Annotated in this window: 28 protein-coding genes; 24 read left to right on the top strand and 4 right to left on the bottom strand. The window is 39.4% G+C overall.

The genetic code is table 11. From position 1 onward, the window contains the following. Positions 1 to 178: 178 nt before the first annotated feature. From ACMZ6Z_RS07050 to ACMZ6Z_RS07040, 3 genes are read left to right on the top strand one after another with little or no spacing between them, the layout of a single operon-like run. Positions 179 to 1,474 (top strand): hypothetical protein, encoded by a 1,296-nt coding sequence (locus tag ACMZ6Z_RS07050; protein ID WP_416131868.1) that lies wholly within the window; start codon positions 179 to 181, stop codon positions 1,472 to 1,474. Beyond that, positions 1,468 to 2,145, top strand: coding sequence for a hypothetical protein (locus ACMZ6Z_RS07045; protein ID WP_416131867.1), 678 nt, complete (start codon positions 1,468 to 1,470; stop codon positions 2,143 to 2,145). The genes ACMZ6Z_RS07050 and ACMZ6Z_RS07045 overlap by 7 nt, the downstream gene beginning before the upstream one ends. Before the next feature lies 1 nt (position 2,146). Further along, entirely contained in the window at positions 2,147 to 2,446 is a 300-nt protein-coding gene (locus ACMZ6Z_RS07040; protein ID WP_416131866.1) for a DUF4176 domain-containing protein, read from the top strand. 208 nt (positions 2,447 to 2,654) lie between these two features. Here the strand turns inward: ACMZ6Z_RS07040 and ACMZ6Z_RS07035 are convergent, their stop codons facing one another. Then, complete coding sequence (locus ACMZ6Z_RS07035) at positions 2,655 to 3,059, bottom strand: S24 family peptidase (RefSeq protein ID WP_416131865.1); 405 nt, start codon at positions 3,057 to 3,059, stop codon at positions 2,655 to 2,657. A 9-nt stretch (positions 3,060 to 3,068) separates the two neighbouring features. Here ACMZ6Z_RS07035 and ACMZ6Z_RS07030 point away from each other — a divergent pair, with 9 nt between their 5' ends. From ACMZ6Z_RS07030 to greA, 7 genes are all read left to right on the top strand, one after another. Beyond that, the gene (locus ACMZ6Z_RS07030) at positions 3,069 to 3,272 is read left to right on the top strand and encodes a hypothetical protein (protein WP_416131864.1); all 204 of its coding nucleotides are present in this window, start codon (positions 3,069 to 3,071) and stop codon (positions 3,270 to 3,272) included. A gap of 361 nt (positions 3,273 to 3,633) precedes the next feature. Continuing rightward, positions 3,634 to 6,729, top strand: a complete 3,096-nt coding sequence (locus ACMZ6Z_RS07025) for a DEAD/DEAH box helicase (RefSeq protein ID WP_416131863.1) — start codon at positions 3,634 to 3,636, stop codon at positions 6,727 to 6,729. 59 nt (positions 6,730 to 6,788) lie between these two features. Beyond that, positions 6,789 to 7,490, top strand: coding sequence for a hypothetical protein (locus tag ACMZ6Z_RS07020; protein ID WP_416131862.1), 702 nt, complete (start codon positions 6,789 to 6,791; stop codon positions 7,488 to 7,490). Positions 7,491 to 7,499: 9 nt separating this feature from the next. After that, entirely contained in the window at positions 7,500 to 8,831 is a 1,332-nt protein-coding gene (gene murC / locus ACMZ6Z_RS07015; RefSeq protein ID WP_416131861.1) for a UDP-N-acetylmuramate--L-alanine ligase, read from the top strand. Between the two features lie 336 nt (positions 8,832 to 9,167). Further along, positions 9,168 to 10,319, top strand: coding sequence for an MFS transporter (locus ACMZ6Z_RS07010; protein ID WP_416131860.1), 1,152 nt, complete (start codon positions 9,168 to 9,170; stop codon positions 10,317 to 10,319). 238 nt (positions 10,320 to 10,557) lie between these two features. Further along, complete coding sequence (mltG, locus tag ACMZ6Z_RS07005) at positions 10,558 to 12,162, top strand: endolytic transglycosylase MltG (RefSeq protein WP_416131859.1); 1,605 nt, start codon at positions 10,558 to 10,560, stop codon at positions 12,160 to 12,162. A 189-nt stretch (positions 12,163 to 12,351) separates the two neighbouring features. Then, entirely contained in the window at positions 12,352 to 12,843 is a 492-nt protein-coding gene (greA, locus tag ACMZ6Z_RS07000) for a transcription elongation factor GreA (protein WP_416131858.1), read from the top strand. Between the two features lie 437 nt (positions 12,844 to 13,280). Here greA and ACMZ6Z_RS06995 read toward each other — a convergent pair whose 3' ends face one another. The 3 genes from ACMZ6Z_RS06995 to ACMZ6Z_RS06985 all read right to left on the bottom strand — a co-directional run bounded on the left by ACMZ6Z_RS06995 (position 13,281) and on the right by ACMZ6Z_RS06985 (position 16,806). Continuing rightward, positions 13,281 to 14,444, bottom strand: coding sequence for a site-specific integrase (locus ACMZ6Z_RS06995; RefSeq protein ID WP_416131857.1), 1,164 nt, complete (start codon positions 14,442 to 14,444; stop codon positions 13,281 to 13,283). Between the two features lie 801 nt (positions 14,445 to 15,245). Next, complete coding sequence (locus ACMZ6Z_RS06990; RefSeq protein ID WP_416131856.1) at positions 15,246 to 16,067, bottom strand: EbhA; 822 nt, start codon at positions 16,065 to 16,067, stop codon at positions 15,246 to 15,248. Between the two features lie 46 nt (positions 16,068 to 16,113). Further along, positions 16,114 to 16,806 (bottom strand): helix-turn-helix domain-containing protein, encoded by a 693-nt coding sequence (locus ACMZ6Z_RS06985; RefSeq protein WP_416131855.1) that lies wholly within the window; start codon positions 16,804 to 16,806, stop codon positions 16,114 to 16,116. A 155-nt stretch (positions 16,807 to 16,961) separates the two neighbouring features. Here ACMZ6Z_RS06985 and ACMZ6Z_RS06980 point away from each other — a divergent pair, with 155 nt between their 5' ends. The 14 genes from ACMZ6Z_RS06980 (at position 16,962) to ACMZ6Z_RS06915 (ending at position 23,438) form a co-directional block, all read left to right on the top strand. After that, positions 16,962 to 17,192, top strand: a complete 231-nt coding sequence (locus tag ACMZ6Z_RS06980) for a helix-turn-helix domain-containing protein (protein WP_416131854.1) — start codon at positions 16,962 to 16,964, stop codon at positions 17,190 to 17,192. 15 nt (positions 17,193 to 17,207) lie between these two features. Next, positions 17,208 to 17,828, top strand: a complete 621-nt coding sequence (locus tag ACMZ6Z_RS06975; RefSeq protein ID WP_416131853.1) for a Rha family transcriptional regulator — start codon at positions 17,208 to 17,210, stop codon at positions 17,826 to 17,828. A 319-nt stretch (positions 17,829 to 18,147) separates the two neighbouring features. Further along, the gene (locus ACMZ6Z_RS06970) at positions 18,148 to 18,636 is read left to right on the top strand and encodes a hypothetical protein (protein ID WP_416131852.1); all 489 of its coding nucleotides are present in this window, start codon (positions 18,148 to 18,150) and stop codon (positions 18,634 to 18,636) included. Positions 18,637 to 18,829: 193 nt separating this feature from the next. After that, positions 18,830 to 19,165, top strand: a complete 336-nt coding sequence (locus ACMZ6Z_RS06965; protein WP_416131851.1) for an HTH domain-containing protein — start codon at positions 18,830 to 18,832, stop codon at positions 19,163 to 19,165. Next, positions 19,143 to 19,415: a MerR family transcriptional regulator gene (locus ACMZ6Z_RS06960; protein ID WP_416131850.1), complete on the top strand. Its 273-nt coding sequence runs from the start codon at positions 19,143 to 19,145 to the stop codon at positions 19,413 to 19,415. Before ACMZ6Z_RS06965 ends, ACMZ6Z_RS06960 begins: the two co-directional genes overlap by 23 nt. A gap of 57 nt (positions 19,416 to 19,472) precedes the next feature. Next, positions 19,473 to 19,688: a hypothetical protein gene (locus tag ACMZ6Z_RS06955; RefSeq protein WP_416131849.1), complete on the top strand. Its 216-nt coding sequence runs from the start codon at positions 19,473 to 19,475 to the stop codon at positions 19,686 to 19,688. After that, positions 19,670 to 20,260 (top strand): hypothetical protein, encoded by a 591-nt coding sequence (locus ACMZ6Z_RS06950; RefSeq protein ID WP_416131848.1) that lies wholly within the window; start codon positions 19,670 to 19,672, stop codon positions 20,258 to 20,260. Before ACMZ6Z_RS06955 ends, ACMZ6Z_RS06950 begins: the two co-directional genes overlap by 19 nt. Next, positions 20,223 to 20,633, top strand: a complete 411-nt coding sequence (locus tag ACMZ6Z_RS06945) for a DnaD domain-containing protein (RefSeq protein WP_416131869.1) — start codon at positions 20,223 to 20,225, stop codon at positions 20,631 to 20,633. The genes ACMZ6Z_RS06950 and ACMZ6Z_RS06945 overlap by 38 nt, the downstream gene beginning before the upstream one ends. Positions 20,634 to 20,644: 11 nt before the next feature. After that, on the top strand, positions 20,645 to 21,520 hold the full coding sequence (locus ACMZ6Z_RS06940; RefSeq protein ID WP_416131847.1) for an ATP-binding protein: 876 nt from the start codon (positions 20,645 to 20,647) through the stop codon (positions 21,518 to 21,520). Positions 21,521 to 21,740: 220 nt separating this feature from the next. After that, positions 21,741 to 22,052, top strand: coding sequence for a hypothetical protein (locus ACMZ6Z_RS06935; RefSeq protein WP_416131846.1), 312 nt, complete (start codon positions 21,741 to 21,743; stop codon positions 22,050 to 22,052). Next, positions 22,049 to 22,456 (top strand): hypothetical protein, encoded by a 408-nt coding sequence (locus ACMZ6Z_RS06930; RefSeq protein WP_416131845.1) that lies wholly within the window; start codon positions 22,049 to 22,051, stop codon positions 22,454 to 22,456. The genes ACMZ6Z_RS06935 and ACMZ6Z_RS06930 overlap by 4 nt, the downstream gene beginning before the upstream one ends. Before the next feature lies 1 nt (position 22,457). Next, positions 22,458 to 22,754, top strand: coding sequence for a hypothetical protein (locus tag ACMZ6Z_RS06925; protein ID WP_416131844.1), 297 nt, complete (start codon positions 22,458 to 22,460; stop codon positions 22,752 to 22,754). A gap of 59 nt (positions 22,755 to 22,813) precedes the next feature. Further along, positions 22,814 to 23,101: a type II toxin-antitoxin system RelB/DinJ family antitoxin gene (locus tag ACMZ6Z_RS06920; protein WP_416131843.1), complete on the top strand. Its 288-nt coding sequence runs from the start codon at positions 22,814 to 22,816 to the stop codon at positions 23,099 to 23,101. After that, positions 23,091 to 23,438, top strand: a complete 348-nt coding sequence (locus ACMZ6Z_RS06915) for a type II toxin-antitoxin system RelE/ParE family toxin (protein WP_416131842.1) — start codon at positions 23,091 to 23,093, stop codon at positions 23,436 to 23,438. The genes ACMZ6Z_RS06920 and ACMZ6Z_RS06915 overlap by 11 nt, the downstream gene beginning before the upstream one ends. Positions 23,439 to 23,556 lie beyond the last annotated feature (118 nt).

The raw sequence follows: 23,556 nt of genomic DNA, 5'->3' as shown, positions 1-23,556 counted from the left end.
GGGTCATCAAATCGTCACATTTTTCAAGGCCTCTATGATGAGCAAGCCTCACTTGATAAGAAGGTCAAGTCAGGTTTTGAACGTGAATACGATGATTTACAGCAGGAACACCGTCGCTTGATGTCTCAATCAGATGCCCTATCATTATAGCTACGGAAATTAGAAAAGGAGGAAATGCATGGGCGTTGAGATGTATCTTGGCCAATCAGACCAGCAGGCCAGTGCGGCATCGACCGTTTTATCTGATCGGATAAGTGCCTATGAGGATATCATAGCTAGTCTTCGGTCTTTTATTGATACAGCGAACTTGCAGGGTCATACCTATCATTCAGCCAAGGCTTATAGTAGTCAGATTTTGATTCCTTTATTAAAAGGCTGTATCCTTTTAGATGAGGCCATCAAGGAAGCATGTAGCAAGCTAGCTAGTGAGTATCGCAGTCAGGTTGACACGATTGACCTAAGAGAAGATGAATTACGTGAGAAAATCCGACAAGCAGGGATGCTGGCTAGTCGTTATGACTATTTAGCTTCCCTGAAGCGTCAAAAAGAGAAACCGAATTGGTCTCGTACCGGTGATTTATCCATGACAGCCAGTCGTTACATGGAGGTTGAGCGACGTTTACAGGAGAAGTTACAAAAACTGTTAGCGTTTAATAGCTCATCCGTTCATCTCTTTACCGCGATTCAACCCTTATTAGATTCCGTCCAAAAGGGCTTGAGACAAGCGAACTTGTCTTGGGACGTTCAGACTAAGTCTTTTGATGTTTCTCGTCTTGACTTAGGCTGGGCGATTACCATACAAAAGGAATGGGAGAGATACGATTTTGAAGATGGCCTTTCCGACTTTGCTAAAGTAATAACTGATGTATCAGATTGGAGCAAAGAGGCTGTTGGCTCTTTCTTTGAAAAGACCACAGATAAAGTATTTAAGGAAGGTAAAAATATAGGGAAATCGTGGGCTGCGAAATTACAACCAAGGAGTAGCACAGGAACTTTTGTTAAAGATTCATTGAAGCAAAGGAAATGGCTTACTGGTAAGTTGAAAGGTACCTCTTCAACTGCGAGCAAAATAATTGGTAATACTGCTAAATGGGGAGGAAGAGGTTTAGTCGTTTTTGGAGCTTATCAAGAAGCAAAGGAACATTATAATGAATATCGCACCATAGGTCGTGCCATTAGCTATAGTGCCGTAGCAACGGGACTTGGATATGTTGCAGGTACTATTGGAGCAAGTATTGGAGGTGCTGTTGCGGTTGGATTAGGAGCAACTTCAACTGGTCTGATAGCAACGTTTGCTGCTCCTTTAGTTGGAGCAGTAGTAGTTGGAGCACTTGCTTCAGTAGCTGTAACGGCATTGTATAGTAACGTAAAACCATTTAGGAAAGCAGTTGACTGGGTTGGAGATAGAATTAACGATATGGGTCGTGTATTTAGTGATTCTTTAGGTAAAACAAAAGGAGTATTTTCATGGTAGAGGATACACATTGTACGATTTCAAAAACTTTGAGGATAGACAGTCGTTTTTATCTGATTGAAATTAATGAGCGTTTTTATTTGGTTGACTATTCAAATCCAAAAGACTTTAGAAATTATTTTGTTCCATTTTTTCCAGAAACCATGTCTAGTTGGATGGTTTATGATGTTACACAAGATAAAGAATTATTTACAGAATGTAAGATATGGAAGGTATTTAAAATTTTTAAACAAACGATTTTTTATTTTTTCATGTTTTTTGTCATAAATTTGTTATTATTTCCAAAAGACCTTAGATTGACTCGGTGGACAACAGATAGTGAACTGACAAAAAGCTGGTTGCTAATCTTACTTTATATTATTTTAGGTATTTTTATAATAATTATTATGCTAATATATTCAACAAGTGAAGTGAAACACTTACAAAGATATCCTGTCTTAACATTACAAATAAATACTAAAGCAGAAAAAAACAAGATGACTATCGTTTTAAAAGGCATTGTCTCAAGCTTAATTGCTTATCCAATTTTACTAGCAATTGGTATTGGAGGAAACAATTATATTCAACTATTGCTGTTTGGATTCATTGGGACATATAGTTTAGTGTTTATTAAATTTATTGAATTTCAGCCTAGTATTGGGCGAAAAAAAATTTATTTAAAGGAGAAATAAGATGAAATTATTACCGGTAGGAAGTATTGTTTACTTAATAGGAGGCAATCAAAAAGTAGTTATTTTAAATCGTGGTGCAGTCGTATTTCAGGATGGGAAAGAAGTGCTTTTTGATTATACGGGAGCCATGTATCCAGAAGGGTTGAATCCTGATCAAGTTTATTATTTTAATCATTCAGATATAGATGAAATAATTTTTACTGGTTATAGTGATAAAGATGAAGAACGTTTTGTTTCTTTGTTTGAAAAATGGTTGAGTCAAGAGGGAACAAGTTTGGAGAGAGGGAAAACAGAACTATAGATGCAGGTGTTATTGAGAACTGCAAATACTATTTGATTATACTCCATGGATACAGTCAAAATTTGGGCCAACTGATACTATTTACTACTTCATGTATAAGTATCAGGATTATTTTTTTGATAATGAAGAAGAAAAACAAAGATTCAACGAAATAGAAGAATTCCAGAAAAAACATAATAGTTAAAATTTATGCTAAAAAGCCTTGATATTATTGTTCCATAGGCATAAAGTTTCCAACTATTTTCCCCGCAATTCTTGGCTCATACTCTACGGATGCTAATTTGTCTCGGTAATTCTTATTAATAGAGACAAGACGGAAGCCATTTTCCTCAAGGTAGATTTTCTTGATGTAGAGTTGTTTATTCCATACCACCGCATAGACTGCTCCGTCGTAATCAAAGCTTCCTTCTCGGATAAGGGCGACTTCCCTATCTTGGTAGACAGTTTCCATGGAATGTCCATCAATCCAAGTTGCCACATCGTAGAGATAGTTCTTGTCGGTAAAGACTTCTCTGGTCTCATACTCTTCGTAGAAGCCAGAACCGTGTCCTGCCGAGAGAGCGATATGGTTAAGAACTTGTAAACCAAAGAGTGGCTCAATTTTTTGTGCCATGAGAAGGTCATGAGTGAGCTCATCGCCCTTCTTTTTATTTGTCTTGTCGAGCTGTTTGTAGAGGGTCAGGGGCGGATGCTCTTTCAGAAGGTCACTTGCTTTGATGTGGAGGACTTGAGCCAGTTCCTTGAGCTGTGTTTCTTATTGGGAACAGCTTTTCCTGTATCCCAAGCTGAAGAAGTGAGAGTGGGACAGAAATTGGTCATTCGTTAGAATTCGTTTTCCCTCACTCTTTTATGTCTAGGTTTAGGCTAAATCGGTCTATCCCCAGACCGATTCACTCCTATCTCCGCACAGTTGCGTAGGGCTGTAAAAGCTGATAAAATCAGTGTATTAGAGCCCAATCAACCACTGCGTCCTACTCAACAAATCAAAAATAGTTAAGAGCAAGGACCTCTGTCCCAGCCTCGTTTGATCTGAGATGCTTTTTGATTTAATCTGATGATGCTTTTTGATTTCCCAAGCCAAGGGGAGATTTTTTTGCTATAATGAGGGGATAGCTTATGTGTCAACAAGGTGAAGATCTTGTTGGTATTGGTAGGTTTTGTAAGTAAGATGAGAGGTTAAAACGATTATGGCAAAGTTAATTCCAGGACGTATTCGCAATCAAGGCATTGCCTTATACGAAGCAGGTGAGGTTTCGATAATCTCTCAAGAAGACCAACTATTAGAGGCTTGTGTTGCTGGGATAAGGATTCATTATGCTTTGGTTGATGACGCTATCGTTTGTCAGTGCCCTCTTTTTCAGGACAAAAATTACTGTGAACATCTGGCTGCTATTGAGTACTTCTTAAAAAATGACCATCAAGGTCAGGAAATCCTTGAGTGTCTGTCTGATCAGGAAACGGAAGACCTTGCTGTTGAGCAACGGTCTTTTGGCAGTTTGTTCTTAGATAGCTTGCAGTTAGATGAGCCTTCTGATGCCTGTTTTAGCCTTAGTGCTGAGGGTCAGGAGAGTTTGTATTCCAATGATATCTGGTGGACACTACGCATTCGTCGTTTACCCCATCAAAAAGCTTATGTGATTCGTGACATCAAACATTTTCTAAGGGTCCTTAGAAAGGGTGCTTTTTATCAGATTGGCAAGCAGTATTATGAGGCTATCTCGCTGGCTCAATTTGATGCTGAAAGCCAACAACTGCTGACCTGGTTATGGCGCTTTGTTCCTGATACGGCGTTACAAGATATAGCCTTTTTATTTCCAAATCAAGGTCGCCACCTTTCAGTGCCATCAGGCTTTTTTGAAGAGGGATTAAGTCTACTTGCTCAGTTAAATACCTTTAGCCTGACAATTGGTTCAAAAACCTATGATCAGATTAGCATAGCTGACCTAAAACCAGAGCATGCGCTCTTTGAGTTTGAAGTTGTTGTTCATCAAAAAGCCATTGAGTTAAAGGTTAGAGAGGCTAATGATAACACCTACGGTGATGGTCACTACCTTTTTGTTCAGGGCTGTTTTTACCGCTTGAGCAAAAAGCAAGCCACATTAGTTAGTGCCTTAAAAACCTTGCCTAGGGGAGAGGATCTGCTAAGGCATCTCTATTTTGACTTGGCAGATCAGGCTAAGTTAGCCGAAAGTTTACTAGATTTTGGGCTTTTAGGCCCTGTGATAGCTCCAAAAACCTTTCGCCAAAAATCATTTGAAAGTGTCTTTCATTTTGACTTGAAAGATGGTAAAGACTTGCTTTTAAGCACGATCTTGCAGTTTGAGGATGCTGAAGTCAGGTCAAAATCAGATCTGGAGACCTTGCCCTATGCCGTTGATTACCAAAAATCCTTACAGTTAGATCGCTTAATAGAAAGCCACGGTTTTGGTCGTGACTTGAGAGGCTCAAAGACTCTTTCGAAAGAAGATGACCTGCTGACCTTTTTTCAGGTTACCTTGCCGCAATTCGAGATTTTTGGCAAGGTTTTGCTATCGAAAGCTTTGGAAAGCATGAAAGTAACGGCGACGCCTACTTTGAAGGTTGATCGCTTGGGAGGTCTTTTAGATGTTTCTTTTGATTTTACGTCATTAGAAGAAGCTGATCTTGACCAAGCCCTTCAAGCCTTGTTTGCGAATCAATCTTACTTTATTGCTCAGTCTGGTCAAGTGGTTCTTTTTGACCAAGAAACCCAAAAAATCAGCAACTCCCTAAAAGCACTCCGAGCAAGAGCCCTTCAAGATGGGCATCTCCAGTTGGATGGCATGGCAGCTTTTCAACTATCGGAAGCGCTGTCTGATGCTGATCAGGTCATCTTGTCACAAGACTTTCAAGAGTTGGCTAGGGATTTACGGTATCCAGAAGACTTTAAGTTGCCAGAATTAGCCATTCAAGCTCAACTAAGAGAGTATCAGTTAAGAGGTGTTCAATGGCTTTCGATGCTGGATCACTACGGTTTTGGTGGTATTCTAGCAGATGATATGGGGTTAGGTAAGACGCTGCAAACCATCGCGTTTTTATCAGCTAAGATGAGAGAAGGGGCACGTGTCTTGATTTTAGCCCCATCCAGTCTCATCTATAACTGGCAAGATGAGTTTCAAAAATTTGCACCACAAATGGATGTGGCTGTCTCTTACGGTATGAAGTCTGTACGTCATCAGATCATCGCTGACAATCATGATGTCATTATTACAAGCTACAGCTCTTTTCGTCAAGATTTTGAGACCTATCAAGCGCTATCTTATGATTACTTGATTTTAGATGAGGCTCAGGTCATAAAAAATGCTCAAACAAAGATTGCCCATTATTTGAGACAGTTTGAGGTTAAGACTGTTTTTGCTCTTTCAGGAACACCGATTGAAAATAAACTTTTGGAAATCTGGTCCATCTTTCAGATTGTTTTACCAGGGTTACTGCCAAGTCAAAAAGATTTTTTAAAGTTAGAGGCGCACCAAGTCGCTCGCTACATCAAGCCCTTTGTCTTACGCCGTAAGAAAGAGGAGGTTTTGCCAGAATTACCAGATCTCATTGAGATGACCTACCCTAATGAATTAGCCGATGGTCAAAAAGCGATTTATCTGGCTCAGCTCCGTCAGATGCAAGAAGACATTGGTCAGGCTAGTGACGCTCAAATCAATCGTCAAAAAATCCAAATCCTCTCTGGCATTACCCGACTGCGTCAGATTTGCGATACGCCTAGTCTCTTTATGGACTACCAGGGAGATAGTGGCAAACTCGACAGTCTGCGTGAGTTATTGTTTCAAATCCGTGAGAATGGGCATCGTGCGCTGATTTTTTCTCAATTTAGAGGCATGTTGGACATCGCTGAGGTTGAACTTGAAACGTTAGGTTTGAGCACTTATAAAATAACAGGATCTACCCCTGCTAATCAGCGTCAAGAGATGACCAGGGCCTTTAATATGGGTTCTAAAGATGCTTTTTTGATTTCGTTGAAAGCAGGCGGTGTTGGCTTGAATTTGACTGGTGCAGACACCGTTGTTTTAATTGACTTGTGGTGGAATCCTGCTGTCGAAATGCAGGCGATCAGCCGGGCTCACAGGATTGGTCAAAAAGCCAACGTGGAGGTTTATCGCTTGATTACACGAGGAACTATCGAGGAGAAGATTTTAGAAATGCAAGAAAGCAAGAAACATCTAGTCACAACAGTTCTTGATGGCAATGAAACCAGAGCCAATATGAGTGTTGAAGACATTAAAGACATTCTTGGGATTGGTAGTGACAGATAATTTTGAAAAAATGACTGCTTTAGTTTATAATAAGACTGCTAGAGAAAGGAAGTGAGCTAATGAGTTCTAGAAGACGTGCGTTTCCCCTAATTCCCGATGACCAGCCCGTTATCGGTCAATCCACTGAGATGCGCTTATATGATAATAAAGACCTCATTACCAATATCAATGGGACTTACTATGACAAGGATTACTCTCTAGTCCCTTCTGAGAGTCCATTTATCCCAAAGACAGCGGATAAGACAAAAGACCAGCCCTCCTCTGAATCAGCAGTCAAAGACCAGCAGCAGACCTATGCTGAGTTGGCGCGTGAAACTGCAAAAAAGGATGTCAGACAAAAAAGGCAGTCTTACCTTAATCAAGAGCTTCAACGGGCTAAAAAATCAAGTGAAGCCATTAAAACCTCGGCAAGTTTAGGGCAAGCATCACCACTAATAGAGCCTTTTACAAAGCCTCAAAAAGCCAGTCTTGCGCCATCAAAAAAAAGGTTATCTAAAAGCCAAAGATCACCCAAAGCAGTCACTTTAAAAAAGGCTTCAGAGTTAGCCTCTTTTTCAGACAAGCTACGCCAAGAGTCCTATATTTTGGTGGATTTACCTAAGGTATATCGCAAAAAAGATCATCAAAAAGAGACTGAGCCAAAGAAAAACAGCTTTGACTTTTTAAAACGCAGTCAAATTTACAATTATCAAAAAAGACAGGAAAAGCGAGAACGTCAAATTGCTCAGGAGCTTAATTTGACCCGCTTTGACCATGAATAAGGAGTCATCATGTCTAAAACCTATCATTTTATCGGTATTAAAGGCTCGGGAATGAGCGCACTTGCCTTGATGCTTCATCAAATGGGGCATAAGGTTCAAGGATCGGATGTGGATCACTATTACTTCACCCAACGTGGTTTAGAGCAGGCGGGTATTCCGATCCTCAGCTTCTCAGAAGACAATATCACCAAAGACGTGACCCTCATTGCTGGCAATGCCTTTCGCCAAGATAATAACTTAGAAGTGGCTAAGGCGATAGCCTCAGGTTTTCCTTTTAAGCGATACCATGAATTTTTGGGAGAGTTCATGGAGCAGTTTACCAGCTTAGGAGTGGCTGGTGCTCATGGCAAAACCTCAACGACGGGACTTTTGGCACATGTGATGAAGCACATCGCAGACACCTCTTACTTGATTGGTGACGGGACAGGGCGTGGATCGTCTTCGAGTCAGTATTTTGTCTTTGAATCCGATGAATATGAGCGTCATTTTATGCCTTATCATCCAGCCTACTCTATTATCACTAATATTGACTTTGATCATCCAGATTATTTTACCAGTATCGATGATGTTTTCGATGCCTTTAATGCCTATGCTAAGCAGGTTCAAAAAGCTCTCTTTATTTTCGGAGAGGACGATTACCTGCGTCGGATCACCTCATCGGCTAAGATTTATTACTATGGTTTTGATGCCTCAAATGACTTTTATGCCACAGATATCACGCGAACGGTAAATGGTTCTGACTTCACCGTTATGTATGACAATCAAGCACTAGGTCGTTTCCATGTGCCTGCTTTTGGACGTCATAATATTTTAAATGCCACAGCTGTTATTGCGAATCTTTTTGTTGAGGGCTTTGACATGGCACTTGTGGCAAAACATCTAAAGACTTTCGCGGGTGTCAAACGCCGTTTTACAGAAAAAACAATCAATGATACCATTGTGATTGATGATTTTGCACATCATCCGACAGAAATCATAGCGACCTTGGATGCTGCTCGTCAGAAATACCCCTCAAAAGAGATTGTAGCGATCTTTCAACCTCATACCTTCACACGTACCATCGCATTGTTGGACGACTTTGCAAGTGCTTTAAATGAAGCTGATGCGGTCTATCTGGCACCAATCTATGGCTCAGCGCGTGAAGTGGATAAGGGAGAGGTCAAGGTTGATGATCTGGCAAATCGTATCCATAAACCAGCTCAAGTCATCAGCATTGAAAACGTGTCTCCACTGCTTGACCACGAGAATGCTGTTTACGTCTTTATGGGAGCGGGCGATATTCAGCGCTATGAGCATTCTTTTGAAGAGCTTCTTGCTAACCTAACCAAAAACACTCAGTAACCAGAGTTTTTGCTAGTACCTCATTTATATAGTAACTCGTGGCATTTCTTATTACTTAACGTTTATCAGAAACTGACTTGTTCAGTTTCTTTTTAAGATCTTTATTAGTTATTCTTGCAGCTGGTTTGTTATAAGAGCTATCGATAGTTGTTTTGAAAAGGTTTAATATTTATTGAAGTAAAGATTAAGGAGTTGTTTGTGAAAAGATGGCTTCAACAAATGCTTGTTTTGGGGTTAAATCAAAAAGGATTTACAAAATCACTTAAGGTGAGTAGTGATTTGTCATAAGCAGTAAAAGAGAAGAACGATGAAAAAAATTTTACTAACAAACTCTACATGACGACCTTAATTTCAGATAATTTATCCAATTTTGGGGATATTCTTTTTTACCTGGCCTTGATGTCTTATGTCCTTCAAATTCCTGAAACAAAGCTAGCAGTCGCCTTGATTGGGATTTCAGACATGCTTCCTGTCATGCTAGGATCATTTTTAGGTTATCTGGCAGATCGCTATCCTAAGAAAGTTTTTGGTATTTTAGCCACTCAGTTTTTTAGGGTTTTACTTTATATGGTATTAGGCTTACTTTTAGGCTTTAGCCCTCAGCTTTGGATTGTCATTGTTGCTATCTTGGCTGATCTTGTTTCTGATATGTCAGGTTTCTTTGAAAATGCCTTGTTTCGACCGTTGTCGTTACGCTTGGTTTCGGACGAGGACCGGCCACAAGCCATGGGACTAAGTGCCTCTATTTCTGCGACTAGCAGAATTGTGTTTAATAGCGCTGGTGCCATTTTGTTAACGTGGTTTACTTATCAAGAAGTTGCCTTTATCAATGCTGGGACCTTCTTACTAGCAGCGCTCATTATGTTGAGCATTAAAAAGGCTTTGGAGGCTTTGTTTTTGGAGAAGCCTCTTCAACTTTCGAAAACGTCTTCTGATGAAAACCAGAAGCCTTCTTTTATCCATTCCTTTAAACAAGGCTTAAAAGAACTATTTACCATTCCAGCTCTGAAAGAAAGCATGATCATTGCTCCTTTATTGAATGCCGTCGGCGTTGGCGTTCCTATGCTATATCTCTTGATTTTAAATGATCATCCAAAGTCTATTTTGATTAGTCAGTCAGCTAGTATTGCTGGTCTGTCTATTGCCATGAGTTTAGGCACTATAGTAGGAGGGTTGGCAGTTGACATTCTTTTTAAAAAGATGCCTTTAAAGCGTATTTTTCTCCTTGGTATTGTTTTGAGTCTTTTAATTTATCTGGCCATGCTTTTTCAACAAACTCTCTTAATCCTTTTATGTCTTTTTGATATCAGTGTGGGTTCAGGGGCTTTAAACCCCAGAATTAGTGCCCTTGTCTACAATCATGTCGCTGAGGAGAATCTAGGCATTGTTTTTAATGGTATGGTCACTTATTTTTCTTTGGGAATGGTGGTCTTTCAATTGATCTTGTCAGGTCTCATTGTGGTTTTACCTGTTAACCTTATTCTTTGAATCCTTATGTCACTTTGTTTATTCCTTTTCATTTATACCATGACTATAAAGTCAGTTGAGGTTTAATATAAATTACTCTTATCATGAACATCGTAGTCGTATGGTGGATCAGCTCTTGTCTCCCTTGACAGCTGATAACTGATGAATATTAAGAATAAGTAACAAGATGATGTCACCGTTGCTTTTAAAGGTTTTTTAGGATATAATGACCAATGATTATGATCTAGGAGGATCAGCTTTGACTGATTTTAAAGACGCTGAAAAGCCCTCTTTTAAGGGGGCAGAAAACTTTAAAGAGCGTATTTTACGAGAGCTTGCTGAGGCCAGTCTTCAGCAGCAGCTTCAAGAAGATAGGGTTGAAAAATCAGACGAGGACGCTAGTAAGACGGGTAAGGCATCGGCAGCCAGTCCTTCGATGTCTTATCAAGAGATAACCCCTCAGGAGTCTTTACCAGAAAGTGCCAAGACATCTGAGCAATCGCTTGAGACTCAAAAGAACCACATGTCACCAGGGCTAGTGTCTCGTAATGACAAGGTTCTCGAAGAGTTCAAGTCAGAGTTTTCAGACGCCTTACAAGGATCCTCTAAAGGCAAACAGGATGGTAGGTTTAGTACCCTTGATTTAGGGGCTAAAAATGAAGCCGTGCTTGCACAATTAGAGGCTAAAGAATCGATAACTGAGGAAAAAGAACCAGCAATGAGTAGGCGACAAAAAAATCATAAAATTGCAGCTAAAATCACGCGTATCCTAGTCACTATTATAGTGTCAATCACCTTGTTAACAGCTGTCTTTGGCTATCGTTACGTGGCTAGTGCCTTAGGCGCTGTTGACCCCAATGCGAAGCAGTTTGTAACGGTTGAAATCCCTGGAGGATCAGGTAATAAATTGATCGGACAAATATTAAGAGACAATGGCTTGATTAAAAATGCCTCGATTTTCAACTATTACACGCGTTTTAAAAACATTTCAAACCTCAAAAATGGTTATTATAACCTCCAAAAAAGCATGACTGTCAAAGACATTACAGATGCGCTCAAGCAGGGAGGTACGGCAGAGCCGCAAGCCCCTGTTTCTGGAAAAATCTTGGTCAAAGAAGGTGATACCATTGATCAAATTGCTCAAGCAGTGACAGTCAATGTCAACACCAAAGCGTTAGACAAGACCCCTTATTCCAAGCAAGACTTCCTAGATTTGATGAACAATCAAGACTTTATTGCTAAGATGGTTCAGAAGTATCCGGAGTTGTTAAAAGGGATTCCATCAGTAGACCAAGCTAGGTATCAACTAGAAGGCTACTTATTCCCAGCAACCTACAATTACTATGAAGAATCAACTTTAGAAGAGATTGTTGAGCAGATGTTGATGACCATGGACACCCATATGGCGCCTTACTACGCTCAAATCGCAGCGAGAGGTCAATCGGTTAATGCTATTCTTACCCTAGCTTCTCTCGTTGAGAAAGAGGGCTCGACAGACGATGATCGCCGTAGTATTGCAAGTGTCTTTTATAATCGTTTAGGTATCCAGATGCCCTTACAAAGTAACATTGCCATTTTGTATGCCATGGGTAAGCTTGGTCAGGAAACAACGCTTCGTGAAGATGCGACTATTGACACCAAGATAAAATCGCCTTATAATATCTATGAAAATCCTGGTTTGATGCCTGGTCCAGTGGCTAACCCTGGTTTATCAGCTATTGAGGCTACCATCAATCCTGCCAATACTGATTTTCTCTACTTTGTAGCGGATGTTACCACAGGAAATGTCTACTATGCTGAGGATTATGAAACCCATGAGGCTAATGTGTCCAAGTATGTGAATGCACATTTGGCAAAAGACTAGCCCATCCCTGAGTCAACAGAATAAGTCAATGACGTTTTTGCCTAGTCTGAAACCTTGGCGATCCAAACGGTCTCAGACTCACTTGAAGATCATAGCATTTTTTAAATAAGCACCATATCACTAATGAAGCTGGAGACGATTGTCCCAGCCTCATTCCTTTCATCAAAATAATTTAGAAAAGAGATAAACATGTCAGAAAAAACATTCCCAATGACCCAAACGGAAAAAGAACAGCTTGAAAAAGAGTTAGAGGAGTTAAAGCTGGTTCGCCGCCCTGAAGTCGTTGAGCGTATCAAAATCGCCAGATCTTATGGTGATCTATCGGAGAACTCTGAATACGATGCTGCCAAAGATGAGCAGGCATTTGTTGAGGGTGAGATTTCCATGTTGGAAAATCAAATTCGCTATGCTGAAATTATTGATAGCGACGCTGTGGCTAAAGATGAGGTAGCTATTGGAAAAACCGTTGTGGTCCAAGAAGTCGGAACAAAGGACCAAGATACTTATCACATCGTCGGAGCAGCTGGTGCTGATATTTTTTCAGGCAAGGTCTCTAATGATAGCCCTATCGGTCAAGCCTTGATTGGCAAAAATAAGGGTGATAAAGTTTCCATCGACTCGCCAGCAGGCAGTTATCAAGTAGAGATTATCAGTGTTACCAAAACCACAGATAATCAATAAAAATGGTTAATAAGGGTAGAACCATCTAGTAAGGGCATCAGTCCACTAGAGTCCTCTCAGTCTTAACCACCCAAAAACAGCCAGAGCCTAGGACCTTGTCCTAGCTCTTTTCTTGATCCTTTCAAGTTGTGGAAGCCCCTTTTTACTCAACGTCCTCAAAGCGAGACTAGGCGACCAAACCCAAGGAAAAAAGGTTTTCTCGAGATGAACCAAGAGCTTGCTTTTTAGCTTACTTAGAGCAGGACTTATTTTTTGATGGCTTTTGTAATCTAAACCATAAGGAACAGCTGATTTTTAAAGCGTCTATTTTACTATATTTTCATAGCGTGGTATAATAAAGACTAATATTATATTTAGGGTAAAAAGTGGCTAGAAAGCCTATAAAATAGCGATTTAGGGAGTTGACCTAGATCGCTTTTTTATGTTTTGTTACCCTTTTAGTTATACTTTAATTCATTTATGGCATTTTCAAAAAATGAAACAGCTAATTTTTGATTCATTTCTGAAAGATGCCCGTATATATCCATGGTTGTTGAAATGTTGGTATGGCCAAGGCGGTGTTGTAGCTCCTTGTAGGGTATACCAGCATTTAGCAGCATACTAGCGTGAGTATGGCGGAAACCATGAAAGCCAACATCTTCCACACTTGCAAGTCTGAAATGGCGTTTAAGACGTTGTCTGAGGTTTGCAACTTTAGCATAAGTATCTGTAATGGGTGAGAAGACTATAACAGGTTGATAACCAGCTTCTAGGAGTTGTTGCCCGGCATAGCTTTTTAGCATTTTAAGTGTTGCTTGGTCAATATCGATAACACGTATACTTGATTTTGATTTAGGGCTGTTAACAGTGCGATACCTGTTTAAAGTTTTTGTAATGCTGATTTGTGCCTTGTCAAAATCAATATCAGACCATTCCAGGGCGAGCAATTCGTTGATGCGGCAACCTGTTGCTAGAAGCGTTTTATAGAGCATAATTTCAAACATATGCTGATAAGTCGGTTCTAACTGCGACAGATAAGTCAAGAAAGTCTTTAGGTTATCTTGATCCAGATGTTTGACCTTAGCTTTGGTCTTTGTCCTTGTCTTACGTGGCAATAGAATGTTTTGGGAAGGGTTAAAGGGTAAGAGTTCCAGAGTGACACCATACTGAAGTATTCTCCTGTTGAGTGAACATAGTAAACTATAGTGTTGAAAAGCTCCCTTTTCCCCTTCGTTAGCCTTGGAAGCCCAATCGTTAACTTGCATTTGGATCATAGGTGTTGTAATCTTGTCTAAGGGATAATCAGCAAAGACTGGCAATAGATGATTTCTGACAATACTTTCCATCATGCAGCTAGTATTAGGTTTGACGGTATGCTTGTAACTATCCCACCATAATTGAGCCAACTCCCCGTAGGTTTTAACAACAAACTTGGGCTTGATGCTATGACCATTGGTTTCAAAGTCATTGATTGCTTGTCTAGCTTTGCTTTTAAGAAGTTTCTTGGTAGGAGCGGTGATAGTCGTTCTAGCCTTTTTACCTGTTAACTGGTCAACGCCAAGATAGATGTTGGCACGATAAACCAACTCACCGTTTTTCTTTTTATGCTTCGTTATTTTCATGTTAATATCCTTTTCTAACATCAACAGGCAAGTATGGGTTTAGAATTGGATATTTAACACGTATAGAATAGCAAAAAGTTCCCTGAATGTAAATAGATACCCTTGCTTTAAAACGCACATACGGGGCTTATATGGGCTTGTAGAGGGTAGGGTGATATGTTATAATTTTTCTTGCAAGGTGCAAACTTTCGTTATCTTATAGCGAAAGGGGGTGATACTTTGACATACTTATTTGACGTCTTACTTGGTGTTGTGGTTGAGATACTGGCGCATTATCTCATCAAATGGCTAGACACTAAGGACAAATAGCACTTTGTTAGCCTGAACACCATAAAAAAGCCCCTCGGGACTGGCATCCCTTGGGGCTTTGGTGTACTTTGACACACTTATTTGTAACCTTATTATCGCATACAACCTTAAAATAGTCAATCATAAGCTAACGCTATCATGGTGATAGCTAGTTAAATAATTTTTCCATCGCTGGCAGTTGTTTCCATTTTGGAAATAACTGATTTTTCTATAAGACCCTCTAAACTGAAATAATCGGAAATAAAAAATCAGTAACTTTAGCTTAGTGGGGCGGTTTAATTGGATTTTTTGCTTTTCAGTAATACTAACAAATCGAAAACTAGATTTTTTATACCTAATATCGAAAAAATTTGACATTTTTAAAACTTGGTTTTGGCGCGTGGATGGCAGGACATGCGGAAAAAGGATCATCACGCGCAGCAGCAGCTAACTTTTACAAGCCCGGGTTATTGCCAATAAAGATGGTTTTATAGACGTTTGGTGATCAGAGCCTTAATCTCTAACCTCAATCAACTTATGATAGATAGCTTCTGTTAGGGCTGTTTGCTGACTGGCTGTTAAATGGCTTGAGGTTCTGATAACTAGGCTACCGTACACATAATGAGAACCAGGGTTTAATAAGCCTTGGGCATCAAAGGTACTTAGATAGGTGTTACGCACTTGAGCTTCTTCTGCGGTTTTATACACTTCAATATTACCGCCAGCGTCTGTTCCTTTTGCTACAATATCAGCACCTTCAACAGCTTCAGTTACTTGGCTATCAGTAAAATAGATAGATGCAGTGTACCCACCTTGTTTATTGAGGTTTCCGTTTGGATCATTGGCTTCGGTTACTGATTGAACGCCTGTAACAGTATCAACTTCTTTCAAGCGTTCTTCTACAAAACTTTGGTTTGGATTAGTAATTTGTATCAACTGTTTAACGCTATTTGTATAAGCTGTAGAACTATCAGTTAATGATTGAATAGAAGCTGAATAGTCTAGTGGTTGGTCCAATTCTTCAGCTTGTTCCTTAATAGCTTCTGTCTTATCTGACATCTTAGGTATTTTTCTTAAATCGTTATTAGCTGCTTTTATAGTGGCTTTTAAATTATCTAAAGACTTTGCATCTAACGGCTGCTGATTGGACTTAACAAGTTTTTCGGCTTCATCAATAGCGACTTGCAAGGTTTTATTAGTTGCCTTAACCTTTTTGACAGCTTTATCGTAGCTAGTAACAGCTTCCTGATGCGGTACGTAGCTTAGGAAATAGTAGGCTGAACCGCTACTAATAACCAGTAAGATAGCAATAATTGCAATAATTTTCTTTTTCATTTGTTTTTCTCCTTTTATTTCTCTTTTATGCGCGTGGGTTAGTCGATTATCCCAAGGCATTAGAATAATTTAATTCTAAGCTTTTGATTTTTTCTAGTGTCTCACTTTCTAGCGAGGTAAGTTCATTTAATAATTGGGGAATTTTTGATTCATCAAGGCCATGAATGAGATACTCATCGCTGTTATTAATATGGTTATTTAAAATAATTTTAGTCTCTGTAAAAGACTCGGCAATTTGATGTTTTAATCTGTCCATTACATAATAGTTGACCTCTTTCACTTTTAACCATTTATTTTTAACAGCTATGCTCCTTTGAGTAAAATCAACTAAAAATTGTTCTTGGTCACTAAAAACTTTAGAAGGATGTTGCTTTTCAGGATTAAAATAAATATCATTCATCTCGGCCATTATAAAGCGAGCCAGCAAATCGTTTACACCTTCAGCAAGAATATCTTTATAAAATTTAGATAATTCATCTCTTGCAATCTCATCAAGATTATTATTGATAAATCGGAGATCTAAATAGGATTTTTTAACTCCTAAATAATCAGCTAGCTTTTGAAGATTGCCAGATGTTGGCATTGACCTACCTTTTACATAACCAGTAATTGTACTTTTAGGAATTTCTAAAGCATTGTGCAGGTCTATCTGTCTAATACCTTTTTCTTTCATAACATGATTGAGATTATTAGAGAAATATTCTCTATTTTTTAAGTCCTGAGGGCTATTTTTTGCCATTATCAAAACCTCCTTTACTTTGTTTTCACAATCCGATTATAACACAAAAAAGACAAAGTACGAAAAAAATAAAATTTTTTATTGTTTTGCGTTGACTTAGTACGAAAAAAATACTACCATGGTTTTATCAATTTTGAAAGGAGTCACGTTTTTTTATGGCACAATGGACGCTGAAAGCATGTCGAGTAAACGCAGGTTATACTTTGCGACAGGTAGCTAATAAGGTGAACAAGAATTTTCAGACTATCTCAAAGTACGAAAAAAATAGTATACTAATCCCTTTTGAGTTACTTAAGGAATTATCGGAATTGTACCAGGTTAAACTGGACGATATTTTTTTAGGCGACAGTACGAAAAAAATAGACCTATCTCAAAAAGAACTATAAGAAAGGAGACACAAAATGGAACTAGTCTATTTAGACGGCAAGAAAGAGCCATACACCACAAGCGAGATAATCGCTGAATGTGCTGAAGTACAGTACCACACAATTACACGCACCATCAGAAAGAACCTTGAACGTTTTGAGCGTTTGGGAAAGGTTGGATTTAATATCCAAGCTATGGAAAGCGGACAGCAGTCTAAAATCTATATTCTGAATGAGCAACAAGCAACCTTGCTGATCACGTTCTTGAAGAATACGGACCAGGTAGCAACATTCAAAGAAAACCTAGTCAAAGCCTTCTTTGAAATGAGGGACGAGGTGGCAGAGTTTCGCTATCAGAGGGCTTTAGAAAAGCCAAAGCGCAAAACCTTGCACGATAGCATTGAGAACTGGGAGAAGGCACCAAAACACGCGCACCCAACCGTTAACAACTTGCTACTAAAAGGCGCTAGCGGATTGAATAAAAAGCAACTTATGGCACAACGTGGCGGTCATAATGGTATCGATAGCTTAACAAGTGCTGAGCTAATCAGATACCAAGCCTTGGAGGATATGGCTATCGCTATGATTAACCTAGGCATGAGTTATCAAGATATTAAAACAATGGTATTCAGACAGAAAACGGAGGTATCACAATAGGCATACTAACCGCACTTTTACACTTGCTAGACTGGGCATTTGGTAGCCCAATGGTAGAGCAAGATGACGACTAAAAAAGCACCTCAGGAGGTGCGTGAGAGCAACAAAAAAAAAAGGCTTTGATAGCGACCAAACTGACAAGCCTTTTAACTAAAAAATAGAATACCAAAATCATCAACAGGCAATAGATGGGTTTAGTATTTTTATTTAACACTATTATAACATATTTTTAGACAAGAGGGCAAATGTCCTAGCACCGACCGGCAACTCAAAAATAGCGGTGTAATCATAATTCGTATAATAAAGGCAGGGAACTAACATGAAACAATATTTTAAAGATTTTGAAAGTAAACTAAGAAATGCAGAACAAAAACTAGATATTTTAAGTGAATGGCATATTGCAAAGGGTCACAATGGCGCATCTGAAATCGCTGAAGAGTGCAGAATAACGATAACAGACCTTTGGATAGAGTTTTACAAACTATCTGAACGTTATACAGAGGCAGAAGCTAGCCATGAGGAAGTGATGGAAGCAAACTTGGATAATCTGTTAGGTGAGTTGAAACGCTATGATGATGAGACTATGGCGAGATATGAAAAAGCCCCTAATTGGTTGCTTTTCAACTTTTTAGATATGGCTATTAGAAGTTTAGAAGAAGGTTGCCCTGATGTTAAGACTACAACTATCTGGTTATACTTGCGAGATTTGGTCATCAGAGATTTAAAAGCCCGTGGTGTCATTGACAAAATCATCCACGATAGAAAGACCAATGATTGTCAGATTGTAATGAGTGAGGACAAACCATGATCCAAGAATTTAAGTTAAGTTCTACAGAGTACATCTCTTTACTTTTAGTCCTAGCGGGGTTATTCATCTTGATAGCGTCGATGCCGTTTAGGACTGATACAGAAAACACAGTAAAACACAGTAAGGGTACAATAGATGCTGAATGAACCTCATACTAAAGTTTAATTATTCAAAAAAAAGAAGGAGAAACTGATTGAATAGTTTAGAAAAGCGTATCTTAAGATTGATACCAATAGGAGGTGAGCGCCCTATTTCAGGACGAGAGATTGCCTCCCTGGTCAATGTGAGCAGACGAGCTGTTAAAGACAATATTAACCGCCTGATTATCAAATACCAGATTCCCATTGTGGCTAAGAGGGCAACGCCTAGTGGCTATTTTATCCCCAAGGATGATACGGAGCGCCTGGAGGGGGTCAGGGAATTTAGGGCGCAGCATAGGAGCGAGGGGCAACGCTTAGATACCTTGATTAGTGCTAGTCTAACTGATTGGAAGGAGTATATAAATCATGATGAACCTATTGAGTCATGAGGCTGAAACAAAGTTGGTCGTAGAGATGCTGGAGAGGGTAGACAAATACCTTGAAGCGCATGAGAGGCTACCCCAGCGTGAAACGGGATTGATCCCAGAGGATGAGCTTAAAGAGGAATTAAAGGTTACGGCTCAAACGCTTAGATTGTGGCGCGATAAAGGGCTTAAGCCTTATTTTCCACCCGTTGAGGGAACTAGGAAACGATTTTATAAAATTACAGACGTATTAGCGTTTTTGGGGGTGGAATAGTGCGAATACTAGAGCGATTGATACAGTCATGAAATAATACGACATGGAGGTAAAGAGATGAAATTAACTGACTTTATAGAGGGACACGATAAGGCATTTTTAGGCATTGAGAACATTCTTGCTATTATCCTGGAGGTCAAAGAGTTAGGTAGTGCTTTGATTGATATTGATGAAGTGGAAACTGAATTAGAATACATCAAGAATCATCTAAGGTCACTTGAGGCGCAGTTACTTGACGGAAAGGAGATTTCCTTTTGGCAACAAGAAGAATGATTGGTAAAAATATAACTCAAACACAACGTTTTTTACAAATGCCACTAGAGGCACAAGCACTATATTTTCACTTGATACAGTCAGCGGACGACGATGGGATTGTAGAGGCTTTCCCAATTATTAGAATGATTGGGGCAAGCGATGATAGTTTGGGTTTGTTAGTTGTTAAACGATTTGTCCGACCATTAAATGACGAGATGGTTTATTTTGTGATTGATTTCCATGAGCAAAACATGGTCAGAAAAGATAGATACACCGCTAGTCGTTATCAAGAATTATTATCTGCAGATGAAATGGCTAAAAATCCTAGAATATCGGTATTTTTAGAGGATGAAAACAAAGGGTTAACCAATGGTCACCCAAATGACACCCAGCGGTTAACCAATGGTCACCCCAGTATAGTAGAGGGTAGTATAGGTAAGGATAGTCTAGTAGAGGATAAGGGAGTAGAGGATAGGCAAGTGAAGTCTAAAAATCATACCTCAAGAAGTCTAAAAACTAGACTTCGTGAAGTCAAAAAATTAGACCCAATCAATACTGATATTAACAAGACTGATAGAGCAAGGGGGTAGTGGTAGCAATTTATATAGTATAGGGGAACAACCTACCACCCCTCCCCCTATTCATTCTCAAGATTTTGTCACTCTTTACAAATCATTTGAGCAGGAGACAGGCAGACCGCTATCACCTGTCCAGATGGAAAAGCTAAACGATATGTTGGAAGACTTTAGCTCAGAGCTTATTCATGAAGCGTTAAGGGAGGCAGTGAGCCAAGGTAAAGCCAACTTTGCCTATATTGAGGCTATTCTAAGACGCTGGAAGTCTGATAATCTGCTGACGGTGGCGTTGGTAAGAAATGCTAAGAAATCACGCACTAAGGCAGAGCAACCGAAAGAGCCTACCAGCTTTGAAGATTGGAAACCAACAGCAGATGACCCATTTTAGGAGGTGATAAGATGTTACAAAAAGCAGATTTTTATAAGCACCAGGTAACATTGAGCGAGCGCTGCCCTAAACATGACACCTCGCTGATACAGTTAAACACAGCAGTCACAATTGCTGGGGAGGACAAACCTCGTAAGCTTTCCCCTATTTGCCCAGAATGTGCCAAAGAACAAATCAGGCAAAAGGCATCTGATGGACTAGAGCAATTATCAAACCTAGCTCTCTATCAAAAAACCTACGATGTTTTAAAGCGTGATAGTATCATTCCAAAAGAACTACAGGAGGCAACCTTTGATAATTTTATGGTCAAGACTGACGAAGAGGGGCAGCTGCTAACCTTTGCTAAGGGTCAAGCCCAAAAGTATCTTGACGGTATGATAGGAAATACGGTTATTTCAGGTAGTACAGGTATCGGCAAGAGTCATCTTAGTCTTGCTATGGCAAAAGCTATCAACGAGGGGTACAGGAAAAAGCGAGATCCCAAGAGTGTCCTTTTTGTGACCTTGACCGAGATCATCAAGCAAATCAAGGAGGGCTGGAATTATGGTAAAGCGGCTAAGTTAACCGAGTTTGAAGCGATAAGGCTATTAACTGGTGTTGATTATCTGATCATTGATGACTTGGGAGCGAAAAACGCAGAAACGAGGGCTAAGAGTGATTGGGAGCAAGATTTTTTATTTGATATTCTCAACAACCGAGAAACAACCATCATCAATACCAACCTGGATGGAAGCCAACTGAAGAAAGTTTACAACGAGCGAAACGCAAGCCGTATTCTAAAAGGGCTTGATGGTAATTCTTTTAAGTCATTCACGATCAAGGACAAACGCTACAGTATCGCAAAACTAAAGCAGGAAGTCACCTCGACACAAAACAATCATCACTGATGCAAAATAGAGCATTGGGACAAAGATAGATAGATTGAACGACCTAGGATGCCCCTAGAAACTCATAGGAAGCTCGTATGAGCATTTTTACATTTATCCAAGACAAAATTAAAAGCCCATACAGGGTATTTTAAGGGTGTTAAAGACGAGGGGGTGTTTTTGGCGGTACAGGTTATTAAATTACAAAAAAGTCATACAAGATAAAAAAATGAGGTAAAACATGGCAAAGATTATCAAGCATCTAGCATTAAAAAGTGATCAAGATAAAAAACAGACCATTTCAGCATACTTTGAAAACAGACAGAAACAGCTGCTAAAAAGGGAACACCCGCCTAATATCGTTGATTATATCTGGCTGGAGTGGCACATTCTTTCCTTGGCGGAAAGTTACTTGACAGATAGTGATGAGTTTTACTCCGAGCTATGCCAAGTGCTACATGGAGAACTGGCTAGCCGAGCGTTAGAGACGTTGGAAGAAGTTGCCAAAGGTCAGCAATTTCAGCAAATATTATCAGAGGTGAAAGAAACATGAACATAGACAAACTAAGAGCCAATTATATGGCAGACGATACGCCGTTGACTGAAGCAGACGTGCCAAAGCTTTTTGAAATTGCTGAGAAGCTAAGGAATGAAGATATTAGCTTAAATTTGTATGAGTTGCAGAAACACCCGGGAGCACGCGCTAAGTTATTTGGTCATATCACGGACGCTTGTTATATGATGCTGGGGTCAGAACCAACGACAGCTCAAAAGATGGCTTTTATAAGCTATTTACAAAGCCAATTTATTAAGACTTTAGCCAAACAAGCTTCCAAAACTGATTTAAAAGGCTTGAACCAATTTTTAAGGCTTGCTAAACGAGAAAACAAGGACGTTGACCTTAAAGCATTGGCTAGCGATCTAATCGCTACAGGACTGATTACAAAGGAGAAATAACATGACTACAAATTTAACACCAAAAGAACAACTTGCTGAAAGATACGCCAATAAGCGCGTGAAAGAACTTTTGAGCATGACAAAAAAAGAACTCGCTGAATATACCGCAGCGCTTGAAGTGGAGCTTATGGACTTGTCTGACAGCGTGCTAGATGATGATTTTTCAAGAAGTCTATCAGTTAATAGTGTTGATGAAAACCTTGATAGCTTAGATGAACACGCTTTGAATTTGATGAAAAACCTAGATAGTAACGATGAAGTGATGCTTGAAGCATTATGGAAGTATCGCACAGTATAGTTGCAAAATAGACGCGTATAGTTTTGTATAGTATAATACTTACAAAAGGAGATACGATCATGAACGTTTTAGAAAAGAATACGCAGGTTAACTTTAAAACCAATAGCGATTTGCTAGAACAAGCTAAAGCTATCATCACAGCTCACAACCTTGATATGACAGCTAGCTTTAATTTGTTTTTGGAAAACATTGTAGAGAATAAAGCCTTACCTTTTGAGACTGAAGCCGATAAAGAACGGGCGGAACTTCTTGTAGGTTTACGCGCTGAAATCGCTAAAAGTTTTGATGATTTAGAGTATGGACGGGCATATAAGGCTAGTGAAGTGAGGGCTAATCTTGGTATCTGATAATCATTCCTATCGCTTGATGATTCCTGAGACCGTACAAGAGCAGTTAAGGCATATCAAAGATTATATAACTGATCATTACTTTTCAGAACAAGCAGGGGCTAACACCGTTAACAATATTCTTTACGGGCTAGAACGTCTGGAACTTTTCCCAGAGGCAGGCTTTAACGCGGACGAAAGAGTAGGGGAAACCCTTTACCCACCTTACAACACCCGTTGCATTGTTTTGGGGGACTACCTAGCTTTTTATCACATTTTAGAAGATAAAAAAGCCGTTTTTGTATCTAATATTATCCATAGCAAACAGGATTATATACGATTATTCAAGAAAAAATAGGTGTCTGAATGTGGACGCCTATTGCGTTATCATTAGGTTTGAACCAAGAAAAACCAAGATGAATGATATAACATAAAGGAGGTTGTCAATATAGTTGGGCATTCTGAAATTAGAGTAG

Source organism: Streptococcus pluranimalium, assembly GCF_047785705.1.
In the GTDB taxonomy this organism is placed as follows: Bacteria; Bacillota; Bacilli; order Lactobacillales; family Streptococcaceae; genus Streptococcus; species Streptococcus pluranimalium_A.
Note: the sequence above shows the minus strand (reverse complement) of the source record. Positions and strands in the feature narration are given on the sequence as shown.

Bases quoted from the DNA above. Each gene is read 5' to 3' on its own strand.
- ACMZ6Z_RS07050 (WP_416131868.1), top strand. From the start codon at position 179: ATGGGCGTTGAGATGTATCTTGGCCAATCAGACCAGCAGGCCAGTGCG.
- ACMZ6Z_RS07045 (WP_416131867.1), top strand. From the start codon at position 1,468: ATGGTAGAGGATACACATTGTACGATTTCAAAAACTTTGAGGATAGAC.
- ACMZ6Z_RS07040 (WP_416131866.1), top strand. From the start codon at position 2,147: ATGAAATTATTACCGGTAGGAAGTATTGTTTACTTAATAGGAGGCAAT.
- ACMZ6Z_RS07035 (WP_416131865.1), bottom strand. From the start codon at position 3,059: ATGGCACAAAAAATTGAGCCACTCTTTGGTTTACAAGTTCTTAACCAT.
- ACMZ6Z_RS07030 (WP_416131864.1), top strand. From the start codon at position 3,069: ATGAGTGAGCTCATCGCCCTTCTTTTTATTTGTCTTGTCGAGCTGTTT.
- ACMZ6Z_RS07025 (WP_416131863.1), top strand. From the start codon at position 3,634: ATGGCAAAGTTAATTCCAGGACGTATTCGCAATCAAGGCATTGCCTTA.
- ACMZ6Z_RS07020 (WP_416131862.1), top strand. From the start codon at position 6,789: ATGAGTTCTAGAAGACGTGCGTTTCCCCTAATTCCCGATGACCAGCCC.
- murC (WP_416131861.1), top strand. From the start codon at position 7,500: ATGTCTAAAACCTATCATTTTATCGGTATTAAAGGCTCGGGAATGAGC.
- ACMZ6Z_RS07010 (WP_416131860.1), top strand. From the start codon at position 9,168: ATGACGACCTTAATTTCAGATAATTTATCCAATTTTGGGGATATTCTT.
- greA (WP_416131858.1), top strand. From the start codon at position 12,352: ATGTCAGAAAAAACATTCCCAATGACCCAAACGGAAAAAGAACAGCTT.
- ACMZ6Z_RS06995 (WP_416131857.1), bottom strand. From the start codon at position 14,444: ATGAAAATAACGAAGCATAAAAAGAAAAACGGTGAGTTGGTTTATCGT.
- ACMZ6Z_RS06990 (WP_416131856.1), bottom strand. From the start codon at position 16,067: ATGAAAAAGAAAATTATTGCAATTATTGCTATCTTACTGGTTATTAGT.
- ACMZ6Z_RS06985 (WP_416131855.1), bottom strand. From the start codon at position 16,806: ATGGCAAAAAATAGCCCTCAGGACTTAAAAAATAGAGAATATTTCTCT.
- ACMZ6Z_RS06980 (WP_416131854.1), top strand. From the start codon at position 16,962: ATGGCACAATGGACGCTGAAAGCATGTCGAGTAAACGCAGGTTATACT.
- ACMZ6Z_RS06975 (WP_416131853.1), top strand. From the start codon at position 17,208: ATGGAACTAGTCTATTTAGACGGCAAGAAAGAGCCATACACCACAAGC.
- ACMZ6Z_RS06970 (WP_416131852.1), top strand. From the start codon at position 18,148: ATGAAACAATATTTTAAAGATTTTGAAAGTAAACTAAGAAATGCAGAA.
- ACMZ6Z_RS06960 (WP_416131850.1), top strand. From the start codon at position 19,143: ATGATGAACCTATTGAGTCATGAGGCTGAAACAAAGTTGGTCGTAGAG.
- ACMZ6Z_RS06955 (WP_416131849.1), top strand. From the start codon at position 19,473: ATGAAATTAACTGACTTTATAGAGGGACACGATAAGGCATTTTTAGGC.
- ACMZ6Z_RS06940 (WP_416131847.1), top strand. From the start codon at position 20,645: ATGTTACAAAAAGCAGATTTTTATAAGCACCAGGTAACATTGAGCGAG.
- ACMZ6Z_RS06935 (WP_416131846.1), top strand. From the start codon at position 21,741: ATGGCAAAGATTATCAAGCATCTAGCATTAAAAAGTGATCAAGATAAA.
- ACMZ6Z_RS06930 (WP_416131845.1), top strand. From the start codon at position 22,049: ATGAACATAGACAAACTAAGAGCCAATTATATGGCAGACGATACGCCG.
- ACMZ6Z_RS06925 (WP_416131844.1), top strand. From the start codon at position 22,458: ATGACTACAAATTTAACACCAAAAGAACAACTTGCTGAAAGATACGCC.
- ACMZ6Z_RS06920 (WP_416131843.1), top strand. From the start codon at position 22,814: ATGAACGTTTTAGAAAAGAATACGCAGGTTAACTTTAAAACCAATAGC.